Source organism: Pseudarthrobacter sp. CC12, assembly GCF_039907755.1.
GTDB lineage: Bacteria > Actinomycetota > Actinomycetes > Actinomycetales > Micrococcaceae > Arthrobacter > Arthrobacter niigatensis.
This window is the reverse complement of the sequence record NZ_JARDJH010000003.1, coordinates 1-23,357: the sequence shown is the minus strand read 5'-3', so window position 1 is coordinate 23,357 and position 23,357 is coordinate 1. Positions and strand designations below refer to the sequence as shown.

Here is a 23,357-nt window from a genome sequence, read left to right as displayed (position 1 = left end):
CCAGATCGAAATTAGGAAGCGGGCTTCGCAACCTGCTGCAGGGTATATGTCACTTTGCCTAGGTTGTACGCCGCGTTAACGTCTTCAAGATTGGGGGTAGTGCTCAAGAACTGGAAGGTGGTTGCTGCGTTCACCGTCTGCGTGTCACTTCCACTCACCGGATAAAGCACAGTGGTTGGAAGGACATCGCCCGCTGAATTCGTGAGTTTCAGGGGATCAATTTTCACGTTCTTGTCCGTGAAGTTACTGACGACAGACTTATCCAGGCCAATGGTGGCAGCCATATTGTTACCAACCAGCTTTACAGAGAGAGTCTGGGTATAGACCAGCGTGTCACCCGGCACTACATGGAAAGTACCGGCATTGATCTGGGAAGTGACATCGGTGGTACCTGCCATCCACTTGCCGGCCGGGGCTTTGACGTTCATGTCTCCGGCCACGATGGTTCCGGGGTTAGCGGTATCGGCCGTGTTCCAGTTGGCCAGGGTACCCCCGCCGCCCAGCAGCAATGCAGCGCCGACGGCGATAGCGGCAGTTCCCTTAACCAGAGTGCTGTTCTTCATGATGTCCCCTCAGACTTTGTCGTGTTCGTTCCTTTTGTCTAACTGGGGACCACTTTGCACGCCCAACCTCAGGAAGCGAGGGGGTAAAGAGTCAACAAATCCTCAAGGTATTTGAAAGTTCAACCGAGGCCTGACCTGCGCTTCTACCTCAAATGCCGCCCTTGGCGCCTCGCCTGCCGGGGCACCGCGGCAGCTACTGTTGCCGGCTCATTTCGGCGCCAAGAATGTCCAGTGCGTTGGCACGCATGGCACTGAACGCCTGGTCCGGCCGCAGACCTGCCACATCCCGCAGCCAGACGTAAGGTTCAATCCCGGCAACAGCCCTAAGCCGCACGGCCAGGGCGGCGGTGTCGATTCCGGATCCGTTGGATTCCAGCGGCGCCAGGGCGTCGCGGTACCAGCCCACGGCGCGGCCGCCGCGCAGGGCGGGCCGGGCAGCGCCGGGAGTCAGGGACAGCCGCAAGGACGCCCGCAGCTGCGGTTCCCAGGCGCGGATGAACTCGAAGTGCGCCTCCAGGGTGCGTTCCAGGCGGGCACGGATGTCCGACGGCGGATCCTCACCAAGCAGCGACCCCAGCCCGGTTTCGGGGAGGGCCGCGTGCAGGAGGGCCTCCTTGTCCGGGAAGTAGCGGTAGGCAGTGGTCCGGGATATACCGGCAATGGCGGCGACTTCCGCAACCGACGGATCCTGCCCGTCCTTCAGCAGGTCCCGGAGCGAAGACACCAGCTCTTCACGGGTGCGCGACTTCTGCCGGGTCCTTCCGGTCTCCAGATATTTTTCATTGTGGCGTACGGACACAAGACTTATGATACAGACGTACCGTTATGGTACGGATGTCCCATAAAAGACTCATCGAGGGGTTTCCCGTGGCCGATCCCATTGCAGTGAATCCGCAGCACTACCGGCTCGTCTTCGAAAACGACCGGGTCCGCGTCCTCGAGTACAGCGACGGCCCCGGAGACACCACCGGCACCCATTCCCACCCTGACAGCGTGATGGTGACGCTCAGTTCCTTCACCCGCCGCCTCCGTTCAGGAGACCGGGAAGCGGATGTGGACCTGCGGGCAGGGCAGGCCCGCTGGCTCGACGCGCAGGAACATTCCGGGACGAATACCGGCTCCACGCCTACACACTGCCTTTTTATCGAGCTGAAGGAGCCACGTCTGGAGAGCCCCGGCCGTGATAAGCCGGCCACCCAGGCCGCCCCCCTTGGCCCCGCCGATTCCTAGCTGCCGGACAGCCCCCGGGCCGGCCCCCTGCCAGCAGCAGCAGTCGGCACCACGCATCGGCCAGCCATTCGGCGAACTGCCCGGGCGCCCACCCGCGCTGGCCCACCAGCAGCACCCAGTACTCGGGACCGTTCATACTCCAGACAACATCGGCAAGTTCAGCGGCCGGGCGGTCCGTCCGCAGCTCGCCGGTGGCGGCAAGGTCCTCCACGAACTTAAGCATGTTGGCGGCCCGCCGTTCGGAGATCTCGGTCCAGAGCGCTGCGCAGTCCGGGTCATTGCCCGCGGCATCGCGAAGGGCCAGATAAACCGGCGCCAGGCGGGGCTGGATGCCGGCCAGCGCGTGCGCATAGATCGAAATTTTCCGGGCCGCCCCGCTCGCCTCCCGCAGGCGGATCACATAGTCCCGTTGTTCAGCGGGCACGGCCTGGCCGGTGCCCGAGATGGCCGTTTCCACCACTTCACGCATGAGGTCCGGCTTCCGCCCGATGGTGGCATAGATGGTGTCGACGGCCACTCCGGCCCGCCGCGCAATGCCCGCCACGGTGGTGGCCCGGTACCCCTCCCCCACAAAGAGTTCGCGGGCGGCAACCAGCACGGCCTCGCGGGTGGCGGCCGCCTGCTCCTTCCGCCGGGGCGAGTGGTAGCGGCGGGCGGGGACATTGACTTCACTCATCGCCGGGCCTAGCCTTATTTCATCCGAATACTATTCGGATGAATTGTAGCAGGAAGCCCCGGACCGCTGCGCAGGGCACTGACACAGCGCACCGCGTCAACGCAACGGAACAGGGACGGAAGGGCAGGGCAGCATGTCAGAGCACTTCGACACCGTGGTGATAGGCGGCGGCCAGGCAGGCCTGGCCATGGGCTACCACTTGTCCCGCGCCAGGCGTTCGTTCGTGATCCTCGATGAGAACCCACGGACCGGAGACAGCTGGCGCACCCGCTGGGACTCCCTCAGACTCTTCACCCCTGCCCGGTACGACGCCCTTCCCGGCAGCCGCTATCCCGCCGCGCCCTGGTCCTACCCGTCGCGTGAAGAATTCGCCGACTACCTCAGCAGCTATGCGCAGACGTTCCACCTGCCCGTCAGGAACAATCGCAGGGTCACCCGCCTCAGCCACAACGGAAACAGTTTCACCATCGAAACTGACGGCCAAAACCTGGCGGCAGACAACGTGGTGGTCGCCCCCGGCTGGGACCGCAAGCCAAAGGTGCCGGCCTTCGCTGACCAGCTCAGCCCGGATATCAGGCAGCTCACGGCGGGCACCTATAAGGGCCCAAGGGACCTGGCAGCAGGCCCCGTCCTGGTGGTCGGGGCAGGCAACTCCGGAGCCGACGTCGCGCTTGAACTCGCGTCCACCCACAAGGTTTATCTTTCGGGCCGGCACCCGGGCCAGATCCCCTGGCCGATCGACGCCGTGGCGGCCCGCCCGCTCACCCTCGCCGTCTTCTTCGCCTTCTCACACATCGTGAACCTCAACACGCCCGCCGGACGGAAAGCCCGGCCGCACATCCTCGCCCACAGCGGGCCGTTGGTCCGGGTGAAGGACCGTGATCTGGTGCGTGCCGGCGTCGAACGTGTCCCCAGGACGGAAGGCGCCATAGACGGCCGCCCACAGCTCGCGGACGGCAGAACGCTTGATATCACCAACGTCATTTGGTGCACAGGTTTCCGGCCGGACCTGGCGTGGATTGACCTGCCGGTGACCGGCCCGGACGGGGAGCCGGAGCAGGTCCGCGGCGTAGCCAAAACGCAGGGGCTGTATTTCCTGGGGGCCACCTTCCAGCAGTCGCTGGCGTCCTCGATGGTGAACGGCGTGGGCAGGGATGCGGCCTTCATCGCCCGGCACATCGCCGCAAGAGCGCCGCGGCCAGCAAATGCACTGGGCAACGCGGCCGGCACAGTCAGGCCGGAAGGTTCAGCTGCTCCACAATGATGCGGGCGGTGGCGGGGTCGCCAAGGATACGGAAATGCCCCGCCACCGGCAGCTCAATGTTGGTGGCCCCGGGCAGGACGCTCCCCTCCGGAATGTGTGGATCGAACGGCCCGTACAGGGAAGTGATGCGGCTGTTGACGGTCTGCTCGCGCGCCATCTGGAGGGTCAGGGCGTTCCGCGGCGAGAAGATCCGCAGGCTGGGAAGCAGCATGTAACGGGCGTAGCGCGAGCCGGAAAACGGCGAGCACACAGCGATCATCCGGTCGATCCGGTGTTCGGGATCCAGGGACAGCATGGTGTACTTGCCGATCAGGCCGCCCTTGCTGTGCGCCACCAGGATGGCATCGCGCAACCCCGCCTCCTCAAGGTGCTGCGCCACCAGCTTGGCGCCGTCCGGCACCTTCAGTTTGTTGCGCTGGAGCACCGTGACCACATGCACCGGGTGCCCGGCGTCGTGGATGGCCTGGATAAGCGGCATCATGAACTGCCAGTTTTCGTACACGCCGGGAATGATCACCACGGGTGCGCGGGTCCCGTTGCGGAAGGACGCCGGCTGCACGCGCGAGAAAAATCCGCGGACCTGCCAGACCGCGGCGTACACGTAGTCCTGCGCCCACCACACAGCCTTCTGCAGCGGACTGATGCGGGCAGCGGCGCCGGGATCACTCATGAGTCGAGAATAGCCGCGCCGCGCGCCCTACCCACCAACAGGCCGCGCCAACACGCCCTGTTGCCCTATCAGGTATAGCCGCCAAAGCCCCGGTTTAGGGACCATATCTGATGGAGCAACTAGTAGTTGCGGCGGTGCTTCAGGCGGGGAATCACGAGGGCGAACACGGCCGCCGCCGCGAACCCCAGGACACCCGTGGCGGCGATGCCCGGGCCCAGGGAGGCAAGCGCGGTCACCCCGGAGAGGAGGACCGGCCCCCCGGTGGACCCGGCGTCGGCCATGAACCGCCAGAGGCCCAGGAACTGCCCGCGGCCGCGGTCCGGCGAGAAATCGGCACCGAGGGTCATTACCAGCCCGGAGCTGATGCCGTTGCCAAACCCGATCAGCAGCGCGGCCAGCAGCAACCCCACGAAGGACCCTGTCAGCGGGATCAGGAGCAGGGCGGTCCCCATAAGCAGCGTGGAGGGTACGGCCACCCACTGCCGGCCTTTGCGGTCCATGAGCTTTCCGGCCGGGTAGAACACCAGCATGTCGATAGCGCCGGACAGCCCGTAGATCAGGGAGGCGGAGGTGGCGTCCATGCCCAGATGGTCGGACCAGAGTGGGATTACCACCTGCCGGGAGGACCGCAGCGCGCTGAGCAGCAGGATGCCCACCCCCAGCGAAAGGAACACGCCCGCATGGGACACCGCAACGCTGCGGAGCGTGGGCTGGGGCCCGGCGTCCGCACCCGTGCGTACCTCCGGCGTCGTTAGGTCCGGGATGGTGAGGGACAGCAGGGCGGCGGCCGCCATGGCCACCACGCCCACCCAGTAGGCGCCGGCGATGCCGAAGAACTGCATCACCGCCGCCCCCGCAAACGGGCCGATGAACACCCCGATCCGGTTCACGCCGCCCAGCGTGGACAGCGCGCGGGCACGGAACGCCACGGGTACCGCCTCGGTGAGGTATTTTTGCCGCGCCAGGCCAAACACTGCTCCGGACATCCCGACGACGGTCATCGCCACGGCGAGCAGCCACAGCCCGTTCGGTGCCAGTGAGGACGTGGCGGCGGCCGCCAGGGCCAGGCCGGCGGCGACGGCGGCCCCCACGATGGACCAGCGTTCACCGAATCGCAGGGTCACCAGGGACGCGGGCAGGTTGAAGAACCAGGACCCCAGCCCGATCAATGTGACGATCAGCGCTGCCACCGCCACCGAGGCACCAAGGTCGCGGGCGGACAACGCCACCACCGGCAGGATGGCACCTTGCCCGATTCCGAAAAGCAAGGTGGGGCCGAAGGCGGCCACTGCAATGCTGCGCAGGTTGAAGGGCTCGGGGTCGTCCGGGGAAGTCATTAGATTTATCCTATGGCCGCCCGATCCGGACCTCCCGCATTGGCAGGGGTGCCAGGAGTTTCCGGGGCCGCCCTGATGGTCCTGCGGTTCGGCCGGCCCTCAGCGTGCCCGCGGCTCCAGCCCGGCAAGGGCGCGGAACAGGTTCCCCAGTTCCACGACGGCACCGATGATCGAGCCCACGATTCCGAGGACCAGGAAGACACGCACCAGGATGGGCCAGCCGGACCAGGCAGTGCCGAAGTCGAAAGGGAAGACTTCCCAGAGACGCAGCATGGCGGCCACCCCGATGCCTATGACCACAAGGTTTCCCAGTGCCAGCAGCGCCCTGGAGCGGATCAGCACGCACACGAGGTTCACTACGATGCCGGCGATCAACGAGGCATTGATCAGGCCCAGGGCCCTTGCCATGTCCGCCGTCAGGAACGGCAGCACCTGCCACCCGGGCCAGATGTTGATCCCGTACAGCAGCAGGGCGTTGATGATCGCGGAGCCTATGTTGCCGCTGCGGCCAGCACTGGTCCTGTTTGCCATCGCCACCCTCCTCACCGGTTGCCTGGCCCCCCCGCCGCAGCGCCCCTAATCCGGCATCGGTTGCTTCGTACCGGTCGTTTTTACAGCGCTCAAAACGGCAGATACCCAGCAATCGATGCAGGGAGGGGGCTGCTGGGCGCCAGCGGACGTGCAACCAGAGTCGCGCAGGGCGTGCGACGGCGGGAAGTGCCGAAGGTCCCACGGGCGCCGGCGGGAGCCGGGCCGGGAGAATGCTGCCGGGGAATCAGTAGCCCGCCAGCAGTTCATCGGCCTTGCCGTCCGCCGCGGCGTTCACCAGTTCTTCTGCAACAAAACGCAGCTTGGTGTTGGTGTGCTGGCTCCTGGTGGCCAGGACCTGGAACGCCGCCGGCCCGTCCACACCCCGCAGCGCCATGACAACGCCCTTGGCCTGCTCGATCAGGGCCTTGTGTCCGTAGGCCCCCCCAATGGCCTCCTCTGCCGCATGCTGGGACTCGATCCGCAGGCTCTGGGTCACGTCCACCATGAACCCGCGGACGTACCCGACGTGGCCCGAAGGATCGGCAATGGCCTGGACTGCGGAAAAAACGCGCCGCTCCTTGCCGCGCACGTCAATGACCCGTTGGAGGAGCGCGCCTTGGCCGCCGCCGTCCAGCAACTTTTCCCAGAGGGCGCGGACAGGCTCCCGGTCCAGCGGATGCTTGTGGGCCATGAAGAGTTCCAGGGTGGGCACCACCTCTCCTGGCTTGAGGCCGTGGATGCCGAACACCGGCTTTTGGCGCGGCAGGCCCCGTAAAACTGCGGGGGTCACAAGTTGCCCGCGAAGGAGTAGCGTTCGCCTTATGGGGCGCCGATGATCTGCGCCCACAGCCAAGGGGAGGTCATTTCATGGGTGAAGTGTGGATCCGCACGCTGGGCAACGGGTTGGTCCGGGCAGACCGGGTCACGGAAATTTCATCCACCCGGGGGTCCCTTCACGAGGACAGCGGGTATTCATTGAAAGTCATCGTGGACGGCAAGGGCCACGTGCTGATCGACGACGGCGGTCTGGAGGGTTCGCTGCCCGAGCGGCTGGAATACGCCAGGCACATGGAAGACGCCCTGCTGCTGGCCATCGACGAGGCGCGCGAGAGCGACCCGTCCATGGTGATCTCATACGAGCCGGAACGCGAGCGCTGGTCCTCAGCACCGGTTTCGGTCTTAACGGGAAGGCTCCCCGAAGTCGTCTGACCTGGGGAGCCATCGCGCTGCACAGCATTAAGTCGCGCTGCACAGCCTCTAGTTGTGTGTCGGCTCCTCCACCAGGGCTGTGGCGATGCTGGCGGCGTCCTCCAGAGCGGCCAGGAAGCGCTCGGCGTCAAGGGCCGCCGCGCAGCCGGTGCCTGCTGCGGTGATGGCCTGCCGGTAGCGGTGGTCCACGGCATCGCCGCAGGCGAAGACGCCGGGCAGGTTGGTGCACGTAGTGGGCGCGTCCACCTTGATGTAGCCTTCGTCGTCCAGGTCCACCTGGCCGGCCACCAGGTCGGTGCGGGGCAGGTGGCCGATGGCCACGAAGATGCCGGTGGCGTCCTGGTGCCGGGTTTCGCCGGTACGGGTGTCCGTCAGGGTCACGCCGCTGACCTTGCCGTCGCCGTGGATGGCCGTCACGGCGGAGTTCCAGGCGAAGCGGATCTTGGGATTGTCCTTGGCTCGCTGGGCCATGATCCGGGAGGCGCGGAGCTCGCCCTTGCGGACCACGACGGTGACAGACTTTCCGAAGCGGGTCAGGAAGGTTGCTTCCTCCATGGCGGAGTCGCCGCCGCCCACCACGATGATGTCCTGCTCGCGGAAGAAGAACCCGTCGCAGGTGGCGCACCAGGAGACGCCGTGGCCGCTGAACTTTTTCTCCTCAGGCAGGCCGAGTTCCTTGTAGGCGGAGCCGGTGGCCAGGATGACGGCCTGGGCCTCGTACGTCTCCCCCGCTCCGGTGACCACGCGCTTGACCGGACCTTTCAGGTCGACGGACGTGGCGTCGTCGTACTCTATGCGCGCGCCGAACTTTTCCGCCTGCTGCTGCAGCCCGTCCATCAGCTCCGGGCCCTGGACGCCGCCGGGGAAGCCCGGGAAGTTTTCCACCTCGGTGGTGTTCATCAGGGCGCCGCCGGCGGTCACGGATCCTGCCAGCACCAGGGGGTTCAATCCGGCGCGGGCGGCGTAGATGGCGGCGGTGTAGCCGGAGGGGCCTGAGCCGATAATGATCAGCTGTTCTTTGCTCATTGCGTGTCCTTCGGGGGCGGTGCGGAAGAGGCGTGCCTTGATCTCATCACGGAATGGCACGGCAGGGCCAACGCCGGCGTCGATGTAACAAACGTCACTGTGTTGCGCACATCACATTGGTTGCCTAATCTGGTTGAGGCTTAAGCAAATAGGTCATGCAAGAAGCTGCAGCGTCGCAGCCAATGCCGGGGAAGGCTTTACATCTTGAACTCTAAGCTGAACATCGTGGTCCGGGTCGATCTGGACCACAGCAAGGCCCAGGTGATTGCAAAGGGGCATATCACCATCCACAGCGTCAACGCCCTCTATGTAGTTGCAAAACGTGCCAACTCCCTAAGGGGAGGCCTGGACCTGGAGCTTGATATCTCTGGCGCCTGGGTGGATGCGGAGGCGCTGGAAATGCTCCACGCCTCGTCCGAAACGAGGCAGCTGCCCGCGAGGATCGATCCCGACCAGGCACCCTGCACCATCAGCGTGCTCGCTGGCCGCCGGCATCCGCGCACCGCGCCGGTGCGGCTGGCTGCCTAAAACTCCCGGCCGCTCGCCGCGCCCACAATTCGGGCCAGAGCAGGCCGCCACCGCTTTTCTTCCGCTTCCAACAGCCCGAAGTGCAGCTGCATCTGAACATACGGATGGCTGCACTTCGGTCTGTCAGGAGCTTTCCGGACTTTGCCCGGGACTTACAGCAACCCAGTGCCGCCGGCGAGGACGTCCTGGAGTTCCGCCGCGCTCAGGCCGGCGGCCCTGCCCAGGGCTTCCCCTTCGGCACCTCGCTTCGAAGCGCTCCTGACGGCGTTCTCGAACTGTTCTTGGGCCGTGTCAAGTTCCCACTGAAGGCTCTCCACCCTGGCCGATGCCAGCCGGACGGATTCCAGCGGGTCACCGGCTGGCGCACTGTCCATGGTGTAGCCGCAGGTGCAGGACCATTCGGATGAGGCGAGCTCGAGGGGCGCCCATCCCAGGGATGCGATGGGGACGGGTCCGGCGGTCATGGCCACGCCGCAGTGGAAAGGCGCGGCCGGCTCATCAAGGTCCACAGGCCCGCCAGGCTCGTCCGGCAGCGCGGGGGCTGCGGGCTCCCCCGGCTCCATCAGTGCCAGCTGGAGCTGGAAGTCGTCGTGGGCCTGGACAGGGATCGGTTGTTCCGCTGCCTGAGGTTCAAGTACTGCAGTCATGCGATCCCGCCATCCGATAGTTATCAAACAATGTAGCTAGTCTAACTAGGATTACCGTCTTGTCTACCGGAGTCCGGCAATCGGGCTCGATTCCACGGCATCCACCGCTTCACGGATGCGCAGCAGGAAGTTCATGACGGCAGTGATTTCCTCCGGCGTGAGCGACTCGGCGGCCTCCAGCATGCGCTTGTGCAGCTGGTTGAGGTTGTGCCGCACCTCATCGTCGGCTCCCGGGGTGGGCCGAAGGATGACGGCACGCCGGTCGGAGGGGTGGGGTTCGCGGATCACGTGGCCGGCAGCGACCAGGCGGTCCACGAGGCCGGTCATCGACGCGGAGGTAATACCCAGGCGGGCAGCGAGCTGCGAGGGCCGAATGCCAACACCCGCCGCTTCCGCATCGATCAGGTACCGAAGTGCCAGGAGGTCGGTCTCCCCCATCGCGGCCGAGGAGCGGGTGCGCCGTCTCATGGCGCTCTCCGACGTCCGGAACTCCCGCAAAGCATTGATCACGTCGACGGCTCCGGGCCGGTCACCCCCGGCAGGTGGGTACCAGTAGCTTTCGCCTGCACCATGCGGGTTCATGCGAATTCCTTCGATATCCTACTTGCTTGGCCGTCTAACAAACCCATGGTAGCCCACTTGCCGCCCGCCCACCTCCCCGCAAAAGAAACGAACAGGTATCTCCGAGGGCTCCGGGGGAAAAGTAGAGTACCGGCTACTCGTGCCGCGCCCCGGCCCGGACCAATAGGTTTTTGTGCAATCCCCGGCAGCAAGGCCTTGGGGTAATGGCAGATGGGGGTGCGGGGTGGCTGATGGCCCGGCGAACAATGAGGGGCCCGATCGGCAGGGGTTCCTGCTGGACCTGATGACCGGGGCTGACGACGAGGCGGCATCCCTGCAAAAGCTTGCGTACGCCTCCGCCCGCTGGCTCAGCAGCACGGCAGGAACCGGGGTTGAGTGTGCTGCGGTGCTGTACCGGCAGCGGGGCAGCACCGCCACAGCGGGAAGCACCACGGAGGCGGCAGCCGTTGCAGCCTCCGAAGACGAGTACTCGGACGGCCCGGCCGCGCTGGGCTCCACCCTGGCCGCGCCCACGGTGGTCAGCCAGGCAGGCTCACGCTGGCAGGCCTACCGGAGGCGCTTGCTGGAGCAGGGCTTTGGCGCAGCACTGGTCCTGCCCCTGGAGCTGCATCCGGGGGTCTCGGCCGCCTTGGTGTTCCTGGGCCCGCCCAATCACGCATTCACCCCCAGGGTTACCAGTGAGGCGGCGTGGTTCGGCGAGGTGGCATCGCGCAGCCTGAAACTGGCCCTGGACGTCCACGGCGTGATCCGCGCCGGCGACAACCTGAAGCAGGTCCTGGAGAGCCGCACCAGCATCGACGTTGCCTGCGGCGTGCTCATGGCGCAGAACCGGTGCTCCTACGCGGAGGCGTTCAGCAGGCTGGCGGGAACGTCGAGGAACCGCAACCTCAAAGTACGCAGCGTGGCGGACAGCATCCTGAAGGCCATGCCCAGCGGCGCACCCCGAACGCGCTTCGAACCCCCGGCGATCGCGTAGCCGGCCGGCCGGGCTACGCCTGGTGCCGCGCCCCTGCCTTGATGAAGCCGGCGGCTACGAGTCCTGCACATCCGAGTGAAGCCAGCATGCCGCCGAGAGCCACGATGTAATCGGTGATGGTCATTGTCCTGCGCTCCTTCCGTACTGCGTGATGGGGCCAAGCTACGCGGCGAAACTCAGTGTTCCCTGAAGAATCGCCAGCAGGTTTGGTCAAGATCCGGTCACGGGGAATGCGGGGATCCACATACTTTTGGTCCTTGATCTTTCGTTTGCGGCGGCTTTCCGTATTATTCATGCATGTGGACTAAACAAAGCCAGAGCTTCTGCCCCACCTGCGGCAGGACCACCAATCACGTCACCCACTTCCAAAAGGACGACGCCGGTTCCCTGGTTGCGGACGTCCGCTGCATTGAGTGCCCGGAGGTCGCCGGAGCGGTTGCCTAGGAGGATTCGGTTCCCGGAGACTGCGGTCCAGGGCGTCCGGCATGGGGACGGACGACGACGAAGATCACCATGGCGGCAGCCTGCACAGCCGTGACGGTAACGGCGAGGGCAAGAGTTGAGTACTCGTAAAGCCACCCGATGAGGATACTTCCCGCCAGCCACGCGAGGCCGTAGCACGCGGTGAACATCCCGTAGGCGCTCCCCCGGCGGGCAACCGGAGCCAGCCCGGCGACGCCGGCCCGCATGGTGCTTTCCTGGACGCCCATGGCCGCTCCCCACACCAGTACGCCGGCCACGGCCAGCGCCGTGTTGTTGCTGAAACCCAGCCACGGCACCGCAGCCGCCAGGACGGGAAGGACCAGGAGGACTTTCAACCCCACCCGGTCGAAGAGCCAGCCGGAAACCAGTGCGGCGACGGCGTCCACTCCCATGGCTGCCGCATAGAGGACAGGCACCATGGCGGGCGGCAGGAGCCCGGCGGCCACCAGATGGAATGAGAGCAGCCCGAACGTGGCGTAGCCGAACATGGTCAGGCTGCTGAATGCGGCATAGAGCCAGTACTGCCGGGGCATGGCGGCGGCTTTGCCGGACACGGCGCCGGCATCGCCGTGGACAGGGCCGCTTTCGCCGGGAACAGGACCGACGGCCCGGGCGTCGGCCGGCTCGAAGAGGCCAGGGTCAGGGACCCTCCGCCGCAGCCAGAAGAGGATCATCATGGCCACCAGTCCGGGGACAGCCAGCAACAGGAACCCCGGACCGTAGCTGCCCGAAAGGGCCAGTGCCGCCCCCACCAGCAGCGGCCCCAGCAATGCCCCCACCTGGTCCAGGGCCTCATGCAGCGCGAACGCCTTCCCCTGGCCCATCGCGGATCCTGCCTCTGCCAGCATGGTGTCCTTGGCGGGGCTCCGAACCGCCTTGCCCAGCCGCTCCGCCAGGACCAGGAGGCAGGCGATCCACAGCGCGTCCGTGAGTCCAAGCAGCGGAACGGAAACGGCCGTCAGGGCGTATCCGCCGATCGCCAGCGCCCACCGCAGCCCGGGATTGTCCGCAAGCCGGCCGAACACCAGGCGGAGAACCAGGGCGACTGCCTCGCCGGCGCCGGTGACAACGCTGACCAGGAGCGCTGACGCGCCCAGCGCGCCCAGGTACGGACCGGTGACACTGCGGGCGCCCTCGTACACCATGTCCATCAGTGCGCTGATGATCCCGAAGGCCAGGATGAAGCGGATGGCGGTCATGGGCGCCGCGGGACCCCTCCCGGCGGCGCTAGCGCTGATGGGCATGCTCCCGGACCTGATTCGCGGTACGGCCGGCCAACGCACCACTTGGCGTGGCCTCCTTCGGCCCGGCACTGCGGAAGCCGCGGCCCCGGCGGCTTGCGACGCGGCCAGGGGGAACAGTTCCTTCGGGGCGCGTCACGGCCAGGATCACCCCGATTCCGGCGAGGGAGGAGACCATGGCCGAGCCGCCGTAGGAGATGAACGGCAACGGCACGCCAATCACCGGCAGCAGCCCGCTGACCATGGCGATGTTGATGACCGCCTGGCCCAGGATCCAGGTGATGATGCTGCACGCGACGGTCCTGGAGAACGTGTCCGTGGTGCGGGCGATGGTCTTGAACACGGCAATGGCCAGGATGGCGAACAGGCCCAGCACCAGGAGCGACCCGGCAAAGCCGAGTTCCTCGCCCAGGATGGAGAAGATGAAGTCGTTGTGGGCTTCCGGGATCCAGTTCCATTTCTGCCGGCTCTGGCCCAGCCCCACGCCGAACCAGCTGCCGGAGGCCAGCGCGTAGGCCCCGTGCTGCGCCTGGTAACCCATGCCCTGGGCGTCCTCGTCGGAGCCCATACCCAGCCAGGAGGAGATCCGCCCCATCCTGTTGCCGCTGGTGGCCGCAAGTATCAGGGCCGCCGCCACACAGATGAGCCCGGCCACGGAAAACACCTTCATCCGCACGCCGCCATAGAACATGGTGGCGGCGAGGATCAGCATGATGATCATGGTGGTCCCCAGGTCATGCCCCAGCGCCACGACGCCCATGATCAGCGCTCCGGCCGGCGCCAGCGGGATGACCGCGTGTTTCCACTGCCCCAGCAGGGCCTGCTTCCGGTCCAGGATGCAGGCGCCCCACACAATCAGCGACAGTTTGGCGAACTCCGAGGGCTGGGCGGTGAAGCCGCCCACGCTCAGCCAGTTCCGGTTGCCGTTCACGGACATGCCCAGCGGCGTGAACACCAGCACCAGGGCGAACAGGGAACCGATCAGCAGCGGCCAGCCCAGCCACCGGATCCGCCGCACGGATGTGCGGGCCAGCGCCAGCATGATCACCACGCCGGCCACGGTCCACATGGCCTGCTTGAGCGGAAGGTCATACGGGTTGTTTCCTGCGGCCACGGATTCCACCGACGACGCCGATGCCACCTCCACGAGTCCGATCGCCGAGAGCGTGAGGACCACCGCCAGGATCAGCGGGCGGAGGCGTCCCGGGGAGTCGTCCTCCAGCCACACCGCCAGTTTGCCCAGCCCGCGGCGGCCAGGCCGGCCCGTTCCGCCCTGTTTTTGTCCTGTATCCATTTGTCCGTTCCTCAGCCTGCACACCCGGGCTTTCCCACGGCCGGGCCCATCTCCGGGGGCGGGTCCCGCCGAGAAGAAAGAGTACGCCCCCGCGCCCCGGCCGGGGCGCCGGGACACCCGTCACCGCCACGGTTCTGGGCGAATTGCCAGCTTCGGCGTGTACCGTAGCGGAAACCTGTCCCCTCCCGAAGGTCATTTTTTCGTGTTCGGTTCCAAAAAATCCCGCGGCCCGGAACAGGACGCCGCCAACTCCCCCGCCTACCCCGGCCAGGGTGAGCTGTACGCCGCCAGTTCGCGCCGCCGTCGGCCTTTCCGCCGCGCTCCCCGCTGGGTCAAAGCCGTCACCGCCGTGGTGTCGGTGCTGCTCCTGGGCGTCCTGGCGTTCGGCGGCTACTGGGCCTGGCGCCTGCAGTCCAATATCAGCACCTCCGAGCTGACCGCCGGCGGCCAGCGGACCGAAGGTGCCGTCAATGACAGCACGGACCGGCTGCAGATCCTGGTTTTGGGCTCGGACACCCGGAGCGGAAACAACAGCCAGTACGGCACCGCGGACCAGTCCTCCGGCTACGGCCAGTCTGATGTGATGATGCTGCTGGACATCTCGGCGGACAACAAGCACGTCAACGTGGTCAGCTTCCCGCGCGACCTGATGGTGGACGTTCCGGCGTGCACGGATTCCAAGACCAACCAGGCATATCCCGAGCAGAAGAGCGCGATGATCAACAGCGCCATGGCCCAGGCCGGCATCGGCTGCGCGGTGGATACGGTGAACAAGCTCACGGGCCTGGAAGTGGACCACTTCATGATGGCGGACTTCAACGCGGTCAAGGAGCTCTCCAACGCTGTCGGCGGCGTGGAGGTCTGCGTCACCGCTGCCGTCAACGATCCCGATTCGCATCTGGACCTGCCGGCCGGCAAGTCGCAGGTGCAGGGCGACCAGGCGCTGGCGTTCCTGCGCACTCGGCACGCCTTCGCCAATGGTGGGGACCTGGGCCGCATCCAGGCACAGCAGGCCTTCCTGGCCTCGCTGAGCCGCAAGCTCAAGTCCGAAGGAACCCTGGGCAACCCCCAGAAGACGCTGACCATCGCCGACACGATCACCAAGAACCTCACGGTGGATTCGGGTTTGTCCTCCATCCCGTCGCTGCTCACCATCGCCAACCGGCTGAAGAACATCGATCCCGCCAACATCAACTTCATCACCACCCCCACGGTGCCGTCCCCGCAGGACCCCAACCGGCTGACCCTCGATGAACCGGCGGCGTCCAACTTCTTCGCTGCCCTCCGCAACAGCCCGGACCTGAGCCAGCCCGCCCCCGCGGCGCCCACGGAGGCGCCCGCAACCCCCGCGGCACCGGCCTACGACAAGTCGCTGCAGCCGATCTCCATCGCCAACGGCACCGGGGTGGCTGGCCGGAGCACCGCGATTGCCGGACTGCTCTCCGACGCCGGCTTCACCAAGGTGACCAAGCTGCAGGCCCAGGCGCAAAGCCAGACCATGGTGTACTACTCCGCCGGGTTCGAGGACGTGGCAGCCGATGTCGCGGCACTGTTCGGCCTGCCGGCCACGAGCGTCCAGCAGGTGGCGAACATCCAGGGCGTGCAACTGTACGCAGGCACGGACTTTGCCACCGGCACCAAGCCCGCCGCACCGCCGTCCGCAGACTCCACCGGCAGCGTGGTGGCACAGACCGGCAGCGACCAGACCTGCCAGTCGGCCAACCCGGTCGGCTACTAGCCCCACGCCCCTCGCGGGATGGCAGTTGACGGCAATCGCGGCTGCCGCCGGGACTGCCACTAAGTGCCATCTCGCGGGCACAATCCAGCTTTGCCTGAATACAGGCACCGCTGTACTTTTGGGAGCATGGAGACTCTGACTCACGCTCCCGTGCTGGCCCGCTTCGGTTATGCCGTTTCGGACCCCACCCGTGCGCGGGTGCTGCTGGCCCTTGCGGAAGCCCCGTCCTACCCGTCCGACCTGGCGGACAGCCTGGCCGTGTCCCGCCAAAGCATGTCCAACCACCTGACCTGCCTGCGCGGCTGTGGCCTGGTGGTTGCCGTGCCGGACGGGCGGCGGAGCCGGTACGAACTGGCGGACGCGCGGATCGGGCATGGCATCAAGGACCTGCTGAACGTTGTCCTGGCCGTTGACCCTGCGTGCTGCGCGCCTGACGGGGAGTGCCTGGCGTGACCGGGGCACTTACTGAACCCGGCACTGACCGCCGGCGCATGCTAAGCCGGCGGATCAGGCTCTTCGCAGCAGCCACCATCACCTACAACGTGCTCGAGGCCATCGTGGCGCTCTGGGCCGGCGGCGCTGCGGATTCATCCGCGCTGATCGGCTTTGGCTTGGACTCGGTAATCGAGGTGGCCTCAGCGCTGGCGCTCTCGTGGCAGTTCTCCGCCAAGGATCCCGAACGCCGCGAACACCTGACCCTGCGGATCATCGCCATATCGTTTTTCGCACTGGCAGCGTTCGTCGCCGCGGACTCCCTCCGGTCCCTGGCCGGGGGCGGCGAAGCGCAGCATTCCCTGCCGGGCATCATTATCGCGGCGCTGAGCCTGGCCATCATGCCCGTGCTCTCCTGGGCACAGCGCCGCGCCGGGCGGGAGCTCGGGTCCAGGACGGCCGTCGCTGACTCCAAGCAGACGCTCCTGTGCACGTACCTCTCCGCGGTGCTGTTGGTCGGGCTCGTCCTGAACAGCACCCTGGGCTGGTGGTGGGCAGACGCCGGAGCAGCGCTTGTCATCGCCGCCATCGCCGTCCGCGAGGGCATCAACGCCTGGCGCGGGGACGCCTGCTGCGCTGTGCCGCAGCAGGCGGATGCCGCTGGTGACCGGCAGGAGGCTTGTTGCACGGACTGTTCGGCCTCCAGCCCGGAGCATGGATCAGAGGGCAGGCCGCAGCTGGGACTGCCGCCCATCAGGAAGAGCTGAACTGCGGACCGGTGGACGGAGGGGGCGTGGGCCTAGCCGGCTGAGGCCGTCACGGGTTCCTTGGCTGGTTCCCGGGTGGAACGGACGACGACGGGTTCCAGCTTTTGGTTCGCCCAGAGCCGGAGCGGCCGTTCCACCCTGCGGAACGATCCGTACGCCAGCAGCACCGTCAGCACCGCCGTCAGCGCGATGCGGAGGGGCAGCGCCGGGACCAGCGGCATCAGCAACAGGTAGACCGGCAGGTGCCAAAGGTACATGGCGTAGGACAGGTCGCGGCCCGGACGTGCCAGCCACGGATGGCTGAAGATGCGGGACAAGAACCCGGCCGGCTGGAGGACAAGCGAGCCGATGAGTACGGCCGAAACCAGGGCGAGCGCCGTGGGTCCCACGGTCCAGAAGGTGTTGAACCAGGCTCCGGGGGCATCGGGTTCCTTCAGCAGGAACAGGGCCGCCACCAAGGTGGCTCCGGCCAGCGGAGCGCCCCAGCGGGCAGCCGATGCCAAGGCGCGGTGCAACCTGGAGCCCTCTCGGACCGCGGTGAACAGCAGGGCAAGGGCGCAGCCGATCAGCAGTTCGTCGGCCCGGGTGTCCGGTCCGTTGTAGATTCGGTCCAGAGGCTGGCCGGCATTGACCAGCAGGAAGCGGTTCAGCACGAAAGCGGCAGCCATGCCCATGGTGGCGAAGGCTGCTGTGCGGACTTTCCAAAACCGGAGCATCCCCAGCAGGAGCAGCGGCCACACCAGGTAGAACTGTTCCTCGACGGCGAGGGTCCAGGTGGGACCCAGGGTTTCGCCGGCAATGGAGTCGCCGAACACGCCGAAGTGGGCCAGGTTCATCACATAGGCGGCGGCGGGAAGGACGAATCCCGCCTGGCCGCCCCAGCCGGAGGCGGGGAACAGAAGGCCCGCGGTGACAATCACTGCGCAGAGCGCCAGGAGCGCGGGCCAAAGCCGCGCCAGGCGCTTGGCGTAGAAGATGCCAAGGTGCAGCCGTCCGGTGGCGATCCACTCCTTCATGATCAGGAGTGTGATCACAAAGCCGCTGAGGGTGAAGAACACGTCCACGCCGATGGATCCGCCCGGCATTGAGTCGGTGGCCGTGTGGAAGAAGAAGACACCGGCCACGGCGATGATCCGGAGCCCATCCAGGGCATGCTTGCGCCCGGCCAGGAGCCCCGCGGGGGGTGCTGCCGGTCCGGCTGATACTGACAGATTTACGCTGCTTGACCTCAAAACCACTAAGCAAGCATATATAACGTTTCCATAACTGCGCTGACCCGCGGCTGGGCGGAAGCTGGGAGCGGGGCCCTTGTGGGGGCTGGCCGCCCCTCCTACATTGAAGACATGGTGGAACAGGACAAGGCAGAAGACCTGGAAGAGCTCGTGGACCTCATCGCCGGCATGGAGGACATCAAATCCGTGCTCGACGATCTCACCGGGTTTGCGGCAGCCACCATGACCAAAAGCACGGGACAGCCCATCGAGTGCGCGGTAACGCTCCACCGCCGCAAGCGCACGGTCACCATCGGCGGCAGCAGCGGCCGGGCGGTTGTGCTGGACCGGATTGAACAATCACTGGGAGACGGGCCTTGCATCGAGGCCCTGGACACCGGCGTTCCGGTCCTGCTGGGAGACGTACCGGTGGACCAGCGGTGGCCCGAATACGGCAAGGCCCTTTCAGCCGCGGGCGTCGCCAGTTCCCTGGGTATCCCGATGAAGCTGGAGGACGACGGCGGCGCGGTCCTGGACTTCTTCGCTCCCGTCAGCGGGCTCTTCGATGAGCCGGCCGTGGCCGACGCCATGAGGTTCGGCGAGATGGCGGGCAAGGCGCTGCGGCTCGCGGTGCGGATTGCCTCGGCAGACCAGCGCGCAGAAAATTTGAAGGCGGCGATGGATACGAGGACGGTCATAGACGTTGCCTGCGGAATCATCATGGCCCAAAACAATTGCAGAAAAGACCAGGCTTTTGAGCTTCTCCGCAGCGCGTCAAGCACCCGGAATCGGAAGCTCAACGAGATTGCAGAAGCACTGGTCAGCGGCTTTTCCGGCCCAGTGTCCGTCAAGGCGCACTTCGACGACTGAAGGTTGCGGGATGCCCGGGAGCCAGCCACGCTGCTGGCCCCCGGAACGAACGACGGGATGTGGCCCACCCCCGAAAAATGGATACCCTGGGCCACATCCGCGTCAGCTTTGCGGACGGTTGCTTGCCCAAGAATAGTTTCTCGATCCCGCACCGAATGGCGGGCGGCGGTAGAAAGGGTTTCCCTAGGCGGCAACAGTGAGGCCACCTGCCTGACCCGGACCTCAGCCTAACAAACCGTGACTGCCGGCAATAGAGGGTGCTCCCGCAGATTTTGCTCAATTTCCCCCAATTAATGCATCCGTGGCGCGGGACGGACTTTGGGCCCTCACGGGCCTGCCGGGCCGAACCACTTGGGCAGGGCCTCGGTGAGCCCGTCCGCTGAGCCCTGCCCCACCCACGCGACGTAGCCGTCGGGCCGGACCAGGACTGCCGTGGGCGCAGCAACGGCCCCCAGGACGGGAAGCTGCCACGCGGCGTCGTACGTTGCGCGGGTGTGCACCACACGCCCGGCCCAGGAGCCGGGCTCCAGCGCCGGGCCGCCGACTTCCAGCAGCAGGGGCCGGGCACTGTGCAGCAGCGAATACACGGTGGCGGGCCCGGCCGCGGTGGCCAGGTCCAGGTCCGGCATCCGGCGGCCCAGGAGCGGGTGGCCCGGGCCAGGGTGGTAGGCGACGTCGAGTCCGGTGATAAGCGCCGCGATGGGCGTGCCGGCGCCATCGACGCTGAGCACCTCGCCGAGCAGGTCCCGGAGGGCTTCCTGCCGGGGATCGGCCTTCTGGAAGAGGGACTGCGCCATGGTGTACTTAAGGGCCCGCTCCCCCGCCGGGTGCCGCTCAGCGTGGTACGTGTCCAGCAGATCCTCGCTGGAGACGCCGCGCACCACGTGCCCCAGTTTCCAGCCGAGGTTTACCGCGTCCTGCAGCCCCAGGCCGATGCCGAGCCCGCCCGTCGGTGAGTGGACATGGGCGGCATCCCCGGCCAGCAGCACCCTGCCCTTCCGGTACGCCCCCGCCTGCCGGGTGGCGTCCGTGAAGCGTGAGAGCCAGGTGGGGCTGTGCACGCCGAAATCGGTGCCGAAGACCTCTGTCAGGGCCTCCCGCAGGTCTGCCAAGGTGGGCTCGGTGGCCGGCCCCAGGGAGGCTTCGGTGACCACCACCCGGACCATTCCGCCGCCCATCGGGTACAGCCCGTGGATGCCGCGCGCATCCACCTTCCCCTGCTGGCCCGGTTCCCCGGCCACCTTCACCTCGGCGATCAGGCTGCTCCGGGTAGCGTCCGGGCCCACCATGGGAATGCCGGCGGACCGCCGCACCACGCTGCGCCCGCCGTCGGTGCCCACAACGTAGCGGCCCCGCACGGGCCCACTACCGGCCAGCTGGACCTCTGCGCCGTCGTCGTCCGGCGATACTCCGGTGACCTCAACGCCGCGCCGGATCTCCACGCCCAGACCCTGCACCCACTCGAGCAGCAGCTGCTCAATGTGGTTCTGGAACAGCGCCAGCGTGTACGGGTGGCGGGTGGGCAGGCCGCCCAAATCCAGCTGGGTATTGCCGAAGGATGCAGTCTGGACCGTCTTGCCCGCGGCGAGGAACCGGTCCGCAATGCCGCGCTGGTCCAGCAGTTCGATGGTGCGCGAATGGATTCCCCCGCCGCGGGAACCGGCCAGTTCCTGGGACGCGCGCCGCTCCAGCACCACTGCGTCCACCCCCGCCAGCCGCAGTTCCCCCGCCAGCATCAGCCCCGTGGGCCCGCACCCCACAATCACTACGTCGTGCATGTTGCCCCCTGTCCACGTTTCCGACCGCCAGTATGCGGCACCCCCGGGGCCTTGCGGCAAGGCCCCCATAACGGGGTACTTTGGAAATGGAAAGAGTTATGGCGCTGGGTCCGCCGGTGCGTGTCAGCCCGGCAGGAAGTACCCGGCCAAGTCGGCGGTCAGCACCGGGACCCACGCAGGGCTGCAGTGCCAAATCCTTGGCAGAATCTATGCTGCTACTGGATCAGGTAATGGCTGTCGTCGACGTCGCCCGCAGCCCTGGGAAGCACTGTGCTGGACAATGCCTTGACTCCAATTGCCGGGAGCAATAGCGCAGCGGCGGCGATGGACAGGGCTGTCCAGCCCAGGTTCTCGAACGGACCAAGCTTGGGTGCCTGAGAGACTGTGGTTGTCAATTTTCTGACCCTTTATGAGACCGAGGGAGGCACGTTCCTGGCAGGCCGCCGGGCAGGGCCTCCCAGGTGTCCGCCCGAACAACAGGATTATCCCCATAAGGGTACGGCATTGGCGTCATTGCCCGAGCACTGGCCCTGACGCCGCAAAGTCCCCCCTAATTTGCCGGGCATCCGCATCTTCAGGGGCCGCCGCTGTGGCGGCATGCCGGTTCAAGGGGCAATATCGACAGTGTCGGAACTTACAGTACTGGGACTGATACGTACGGCAATGTTTGTTGTCATCGCATGACCCTTGAGCGGCGCCAGGGGTCTGCAGCCCGGGCATTCGATCCATAGTCTCCTGCCCGGGTCCCAGGAGGATGGATCATCATGGACCATATACGGCGCTGGAGATATCTCCCCCACGATCCATCCCACGGTGGACCGCGCGTTGAGTCAATCGCACTGTCCTGGCGTTTGCTCACGGTGCTAGTTGCCGCAGGCCTCTTCCTTTCAGGGTGCATTCCGTCGCCACCGGCGCCCAGTCCCTCCAAGACCCCTGCGTCCCCCGGCAATCAGTCAAAGCACGTTCATGGCGGTTTTCTTTTTGGTGTGGGTTCGCAGGCCTATGGCGCCCTCGACAAGCCGATCGTCCGGGAAGTGCCTGTCAACATGATTACCAGTTGGTACAACTACCGCACGGACATGGCGTTCTTCGATAAATTCCGCACGGCCGTGACCCCACAGATCTATGCCGCCGGGAAGGCAATGCACCTGGTTATCTGGGACGGCTACACAACTGATACCTGGGGTCCGAAGGGATGGCCCGACTCGGGAATGGTGCAGACAAAGTACGGAGCGGTCTGCGGAGCCAGTTATCCTCTCTCCAACGAGTTCCAGGCCGACATGGTGCGGCTGGCGAAGAATACGGGCGGCGCGGCAGACGGCCCTCCCTTGTATGTCTCCATGTTCACCGAATTTCAGACCTACCCCTGCCGGGAGGACGGTAACTACTGGGACACCGGCCAGGACTATTACAAGGCCCTGAAGGATGCCTACCGCGAGGCCAAAGCCAGTTTCCATAAGTACGCCCCGAATTCAAAGGTCGCGCTATCTTGGGGAGGGTGGGCCGCAACCTTTGATGACCCTTCCCGTGGGGGCGGAAGGTCAATGCTTCCCTACTTTAAGGACGTCATGGACGAATCCGACTTCCAGTCGTTCCAAGCCATGGGGAACACCGGGAACGTTGAGCAGTCCACTTGGATGGTGAAGGCCTTGCATGGTTACGGGAACGGCTTTTCTCTCTTGGCGCACTACAAGCCCGACAACAATTCCCTGGCCGTTTATGATGCCGACATGGCAGGGTTCTTCAATGACGCCAAGATGGCGGAACTCAAGGTTAATGGACTGTTTGGATTCAGCTTCATGGAGCAGGACATGCTCATGTCCAGCGACTCCCGGCACGAGCAGGCCAAAGCCGCCATCACCAAGTATGCGGAGCCCGCACCGCCCTGGCCCCTGACGTAACCACAGTCCTCAGTGACACGGGCTCGGCACGGCGGTTCCTCCGTCTCTGGCTGATGGAACTGGTCCGGTAAGCTCCATGCCGCCGCCGGCAAAGGGAAGGCCCCTCCTAGGAGGGGCCTTGAACGTAGTGGTCACTTGTCTTCTGGTATCGGTCAGCGGTGATGCGCAATCCCCCTTCCCGGACGCCCAAGCGCCCATCCGGACTATGACCCGTCCCACTTTAATAACGTGTGGCCAGGGCGTAAAGACCCCGCGTTGACTCATTGAAAACCTCCGCGTTGCCGGATTCGTTGCCTCATTTGAAACCTCCGTTTAGCGGCGTGGTGAAGGGTGATGGCAGCGGGTGCAGGTTATGCCCGTTTTCATGGAGCTAACGATGGCCCAGCGGCAAGCTGTGACGAAG

26 protein-coding genes are annotated in these 23,357 nt (G+C 66.1%); 11 read left to right on the top strand and 15 right to left on the bottom strand.

Annotation, left to right across the window (positions count from 1 at the left end):
- Positions 1-11 precede the first annotated feature (11 nt).
- Both PV772_RS03120 and PV772_RS03115 read right to left on the bottom strand, forming a co-directional pair.
- Positions 12-563, bottom strand: a complete 552-nt coding sequence (locus PV772_RS03120; RefSeq protein ID WP_347885322.1) for an alternate-type signal peptide domain-containing protein — start codon at positions 561-563, stop codon at positions 12-14.
- A gap of 193 nt (positions 564-756) precedes the next feature.
- Positions 757-1,362 carry a TetR/AcrR family transcriptional regulator gene (locus tag PV772_RS03115; protein WP_210411379.1) on the bottom strand — a complete coding sequence of 202 codons (606 nt, stop codon included), beginning with the start codon at positions 1,360-1,362 and terminating at the stop codon, positions 757-759.
- 68 nt (positions 1,363-1,430) lie between these two features.
- Here PV772_RS03115 and PV772_RS03110 point away from each other — a divergent pair, with 68 nt between their 5' ends.
- Positions 1,431-1,793 carry a cytoplasmic protein gene (locus PV772_RS03110; protein ID WP_210411377.1) on the top strand — a complete coding sequence of 121 codons (363 nt, stop codon included), beginning with the start codon at positions 1,431-1,433 and terminating at the stop codon, positions 1,791-1,793.
- Here PV772_RS03110 and PV772_RS03105 read toward each other — a convergent pair.
- Positions 1,705-2,469 carry a TetR/AcrR family transcriptional regulator gene (locus PV772_RS03105; RefSeq protein ID WP_347885321.1) on the bottom strand — a complete coding sequence of 255 codons (765 nt, stop codon included), beginning with the start codon at positions 2,467-2,469 and terminating at the stop codon, positions 1,705-1,707. The genes PV772_RS03110 and PV772_RS03105 overlap by 89 nt on opposite strands.
- 133 nt (positions 2,470-2,602) lie before the next feature.
- On the opposite strand from PV772_RS03105, the gene PV772_RS03100 reads away from it, so the two are divergent.
- Entirely contained in the window at positions 2,603-3,733 is a 1,131-nt protein-coding gene (locus PV772_RS03100) for an FAD-dependent oxidoreductase (RefSeq protein WP_347885320.1), read from the top strand.
- On the opposite strand, the gene PV772_RS03095 is transcribed toward PV772_RS03100, so the two are convergent.
- The 4 genes from PV772_RS03095 to PV772_RS03080 all read right to left on the bottom strand — a co-directional run bounded on the left by PV772_RS03095 (position 3,702) and on the right by PV772_RS03080 (position 7,061).
- Complete coding sequence (locus PV772_RS03095) at positions 3,702-4,403, bottom strand: alpha/beta hydrolase (RefSeq protein WP_141159619.1); 702 nt, start codon at positions 4,401-4,403, stop codon at positions 3,702-3,704. The genes PV772_RS03100 and PV772_RS03095 overlap by 32 nt on opposite strands.
- Positions 4,404-4,522: 119 nt before the next feature.
- On the bottom strand, positions 4,523-5,740 hold the full coding sequence (locus PV772_RS03090; protein ID WP_347885319.1) for an MFS transporter: 1,218 nt from the start codon (positions 5,738-5,740) through the stop codon (positions 4,523-4,525).
- Positions 5,741-5,839: 99 nt separating this feature from the next.
- Entirely contained in the window at positions 5,840-6,271 is a 432-nt protein-coding gene (locus PV772_RS03085) for a hypothetical protein (protein ID WP_347885318.1), read from the bottom strand.
- Between the two features lie 244 nt (positions 6,272-6,515).
- Positions 6,516-7,061, bottom strand: a complete 546-nt coding sequence (locus PV772_RS03080; RefSeq protein WP_347885317.1) for a PAS and ANTAR domain-containing protein — start codon at positions 7,059-7,061, stop codon at positions 6,516-6,518.
- A 77-nt stretch (positions 7,062-7,138) separates the two neighbouring features.
- Here PV772_RS03080 and PV772_RS03075 point away from each other — a divergent pair, with 77 nt between their 5' ends.
- Positions 7,139-7,480: a hypothetical protein gene (locus PV772_RS03075; protein WP_141159616.1), complete on the top strand. Its 342-nt coding sequence runs from the start codon at positions 7,139-7,141 to the stop codon at positions 7,478-7,480.
- Positions 7,481-7,528: 48 nt separating this feature from the next.
- Here PV772_RS03075 and trxB read toward each other — a convergent pair whose 3' ends face one another.
- Positions 7,529-8,506 carry a thioredoxin-disulfide reductase gene (trxB, locus tag PV772_RS03070; protein ID WP_141159615.1) on the bottom strand — a complete coding sequence of 326 codons (978 nt, stop codon included), beginning with the start codon at positions 8,504-8,506 and terminating at the stop codon, positions 7,529-7,531.
- Between the two features lie 204 nt (positions 8,507-8,710).
- On the opposite strand from trxB, the gene PV772_RS03065 reads away from it, so the two are divergent.
- A complete protein-coding gene (locus PV772_RS03065; RefSeq protein WP_141182225.1) occupies positions 8,711-9,034 on the top strand; it encodes a hypothetical protein in 324 nt (107 codons plus the stop codon).
- A 152-nt stretch (positions 9,035-9,186) separates the two neighbouring features.
- Here the strand turns inward: PV772_RS03065 and PV772_RS03060 are convergent, their stop codons facing one another.
- Entirely contained in the window at positions 9,187-9,681 is a 495-nt protein-coding gene (locus tag PV772_RS03060; protein WP_347885316.1) for a hypothetical protein, read from the bottom strand.
- A gap of 63 nt (positions 9,682-9,744) precedes the next feature.
- Positions 9,745-10,263: a MarR family transcriptional regulator gene (locus PV772_RS03055; RefSeq protein WP_347885315.1), complete on the bottom strand. Its 519-nt coding sequence runs from the start codon at positions 10,261-10,263 to the stop codon at positions 9,745-9,747.
- 223 nt (positions 10,264-10,486) lie between these two features.
- Between PV772_RS03055 and PV772_RS03050 the strand changes: the two genes are divergently transcribed.
- Together PV772_RS03050 and PV772_RS03045 are read left to right on the top strand one after the other, a co-directional pair.
- Entirely contained in the window at positions 10,487-11,239 is a 753-nt protein-coding gene (locus PV772_RS03050; RefSeq protein WP_347885314.1) for an ANTAR domain-containing protein, read from the top strand.
- 297 nt (positions 11,240-11,536) lie between these two features.
- Positions 11,537-11,683: a hypothetical protein gene (locus tag PV772_RS03045; protein ID WP_168223169.1), complete on the top strand. Its 147-nt coding sequence runs from the start codon at positions 11,537-11,539 to the stop codon at positions 11,681-11,683.
- Here the strand turns inward: PV772_RS03045 and PV772_RS03040 are convergent.
- Together PV772_RS03040 and ftsW are read right to left on the bottom strand one after the other, a co-directional pair.
- Complete coding sequence (locus PV772_RS03040) at positions 11,680-12,966, bottom strand: MFS transporter (protein WP_347885313.1); 1,287 nt, start codon at positions 12,964-12,966, stop codon at positions 11,680-11,682. The two genes, PV772_RS03045 and PV772_RS03040, sit on opposite strands and share 4 nt — an antisense overlap.
- Positions 12,950-14,257 carry a putative lipid II flippase FtsW gene (ftsW, locus tag PV772_RS03035; RefSeq protein WP_347885312.1) on the bottom strand — a complete coding sequence of 436 codons (1,308 nt, stop codon included), beginning with the start codon at positions 14,255-14,257 and terminating at the stop codon, positions 12,950-12,952. Before ftsW ends, PV772_RS03040 begins: the two co-directional genes overlap by 17 nt.
- A 202-nt stretch (positions 14,258-14,459) precedes the next feature.
- Between ftsW and PV772_RS03030 the strand changes: the two genes are divergently transcribed.
- The 3 genes from PV772_RS03030 (at position 14,460) to PV772_RS03020 (ending at position 17,194) form a co-directional block, all read left to right on the top strand.
- A complete protein-coding gene (locus PV772_RS03030; protein ID WP_347885311.1) occupies positions 14,460-15,995 on the top strand; it encodes an LCP family protein in 1,536 nt (511 codons plus the stop codon).
- A 126-nt stretch (positions 15,996-16,121) separates the two neighbouring features.
- A complete protein-coding gene (locus PV772_RS03025) occupies positions 16,122-16,448 on the top strand; it encodes a winged helix-turn-helix domain-containing protein (protein ID WP_347885310.1) in 327 nt (108 codons plus the stop codon).
- Between the two features lie 38 nt (positions 16,449-16,486).
- Entirely contained in the window at positions 16,487-17,194 is a 708-nt protein-coding gene (locus tag PV772_RS03020; protein ID WP_347885463.1) for a cation transporter, read from the top strand.
- A 32-nt stretch (positions 17,195-17,226) separates the two neighbouring features.
- On the opposite strand, the gene PV772_RS03015 is transcribed toward PV772_RS03020, so the two are convergent.
- Positions 17,227-18,432: an acyltransferase gene (locus PV772_RS03015; protein ID WP_347885309.1), complete on the bottom strand. Its 1,206-nt coding sequence runs from the start codon at positions 18,430-18,432 to the stop codon at positions 17,227-17,229.
- A gap of 105 nt (positions 18,433-18,537) precedes the next feature.
- Here PV772_RS03015 and PV772_RS03010 point away from each other — a divergent pair, with 105 nt between their 5' ends.
- The gene (locus PV772_RS03010) at positions 18,538-19,275 is read left to right on the top strand and encodes a GAF and ANTAR domain-containing protein (protein WP_347885308.1); all 738 of its coding nucleotides are present in this window, start codon (positions 18,538-18,540) and stop codon (positions 19,273-19,275) included.
- A 326-nt stretch (positions 19,276-19,601) separates the two neighbouring features.
- Here the strand turns inward: PV772_RS03010 and PV772_RS03005 are convergent, their stop codons facing one another.
- Positions 19,602-21,053 carry an FAD-dependent monooxygenase gene (locus PV772_RS03005; protein WP_347885307.1) on the bottom strand — a complete coding sequence of 484 codons (1,452 nt, stop codon included), beginning with the start codon at positions 21,051-21,053 and terminating at the stop codon, positions 19,602-19,604.
- 215 nt (positions 21,054-21,268) lie between these two features.
- On the bottom strand, positions 21,269-21,448 hold the full coding sequence (locus PV772_RS03000; RefSeq protein WP_347885306.1) for a hypothetical protein: 180 nt from the start codon (positions 21,446-21,448) through the stop codon (positions 21,269-21,271).
- A gap of 591 nt (positions 21,449-22,039) precedes the next feature.
- Here PV772_RS03000 and PV772_RS02995 point away from each other — a divergent pair.
- Positions 22,040-22,954 carry a hypothetical protein gene (locus PV772_RS02995; RefSeq protein ID WP_347885305.1) on the top strand — a complete coding sequence of 305 codons (915 nt, stop codon included), beginning with the start codon at positions 22,040-22,042 and terminating at the stop codon, positions 22,952-22,954.
- Positions 22,955-23,357 lie beyond the last annotated feature (403 nt).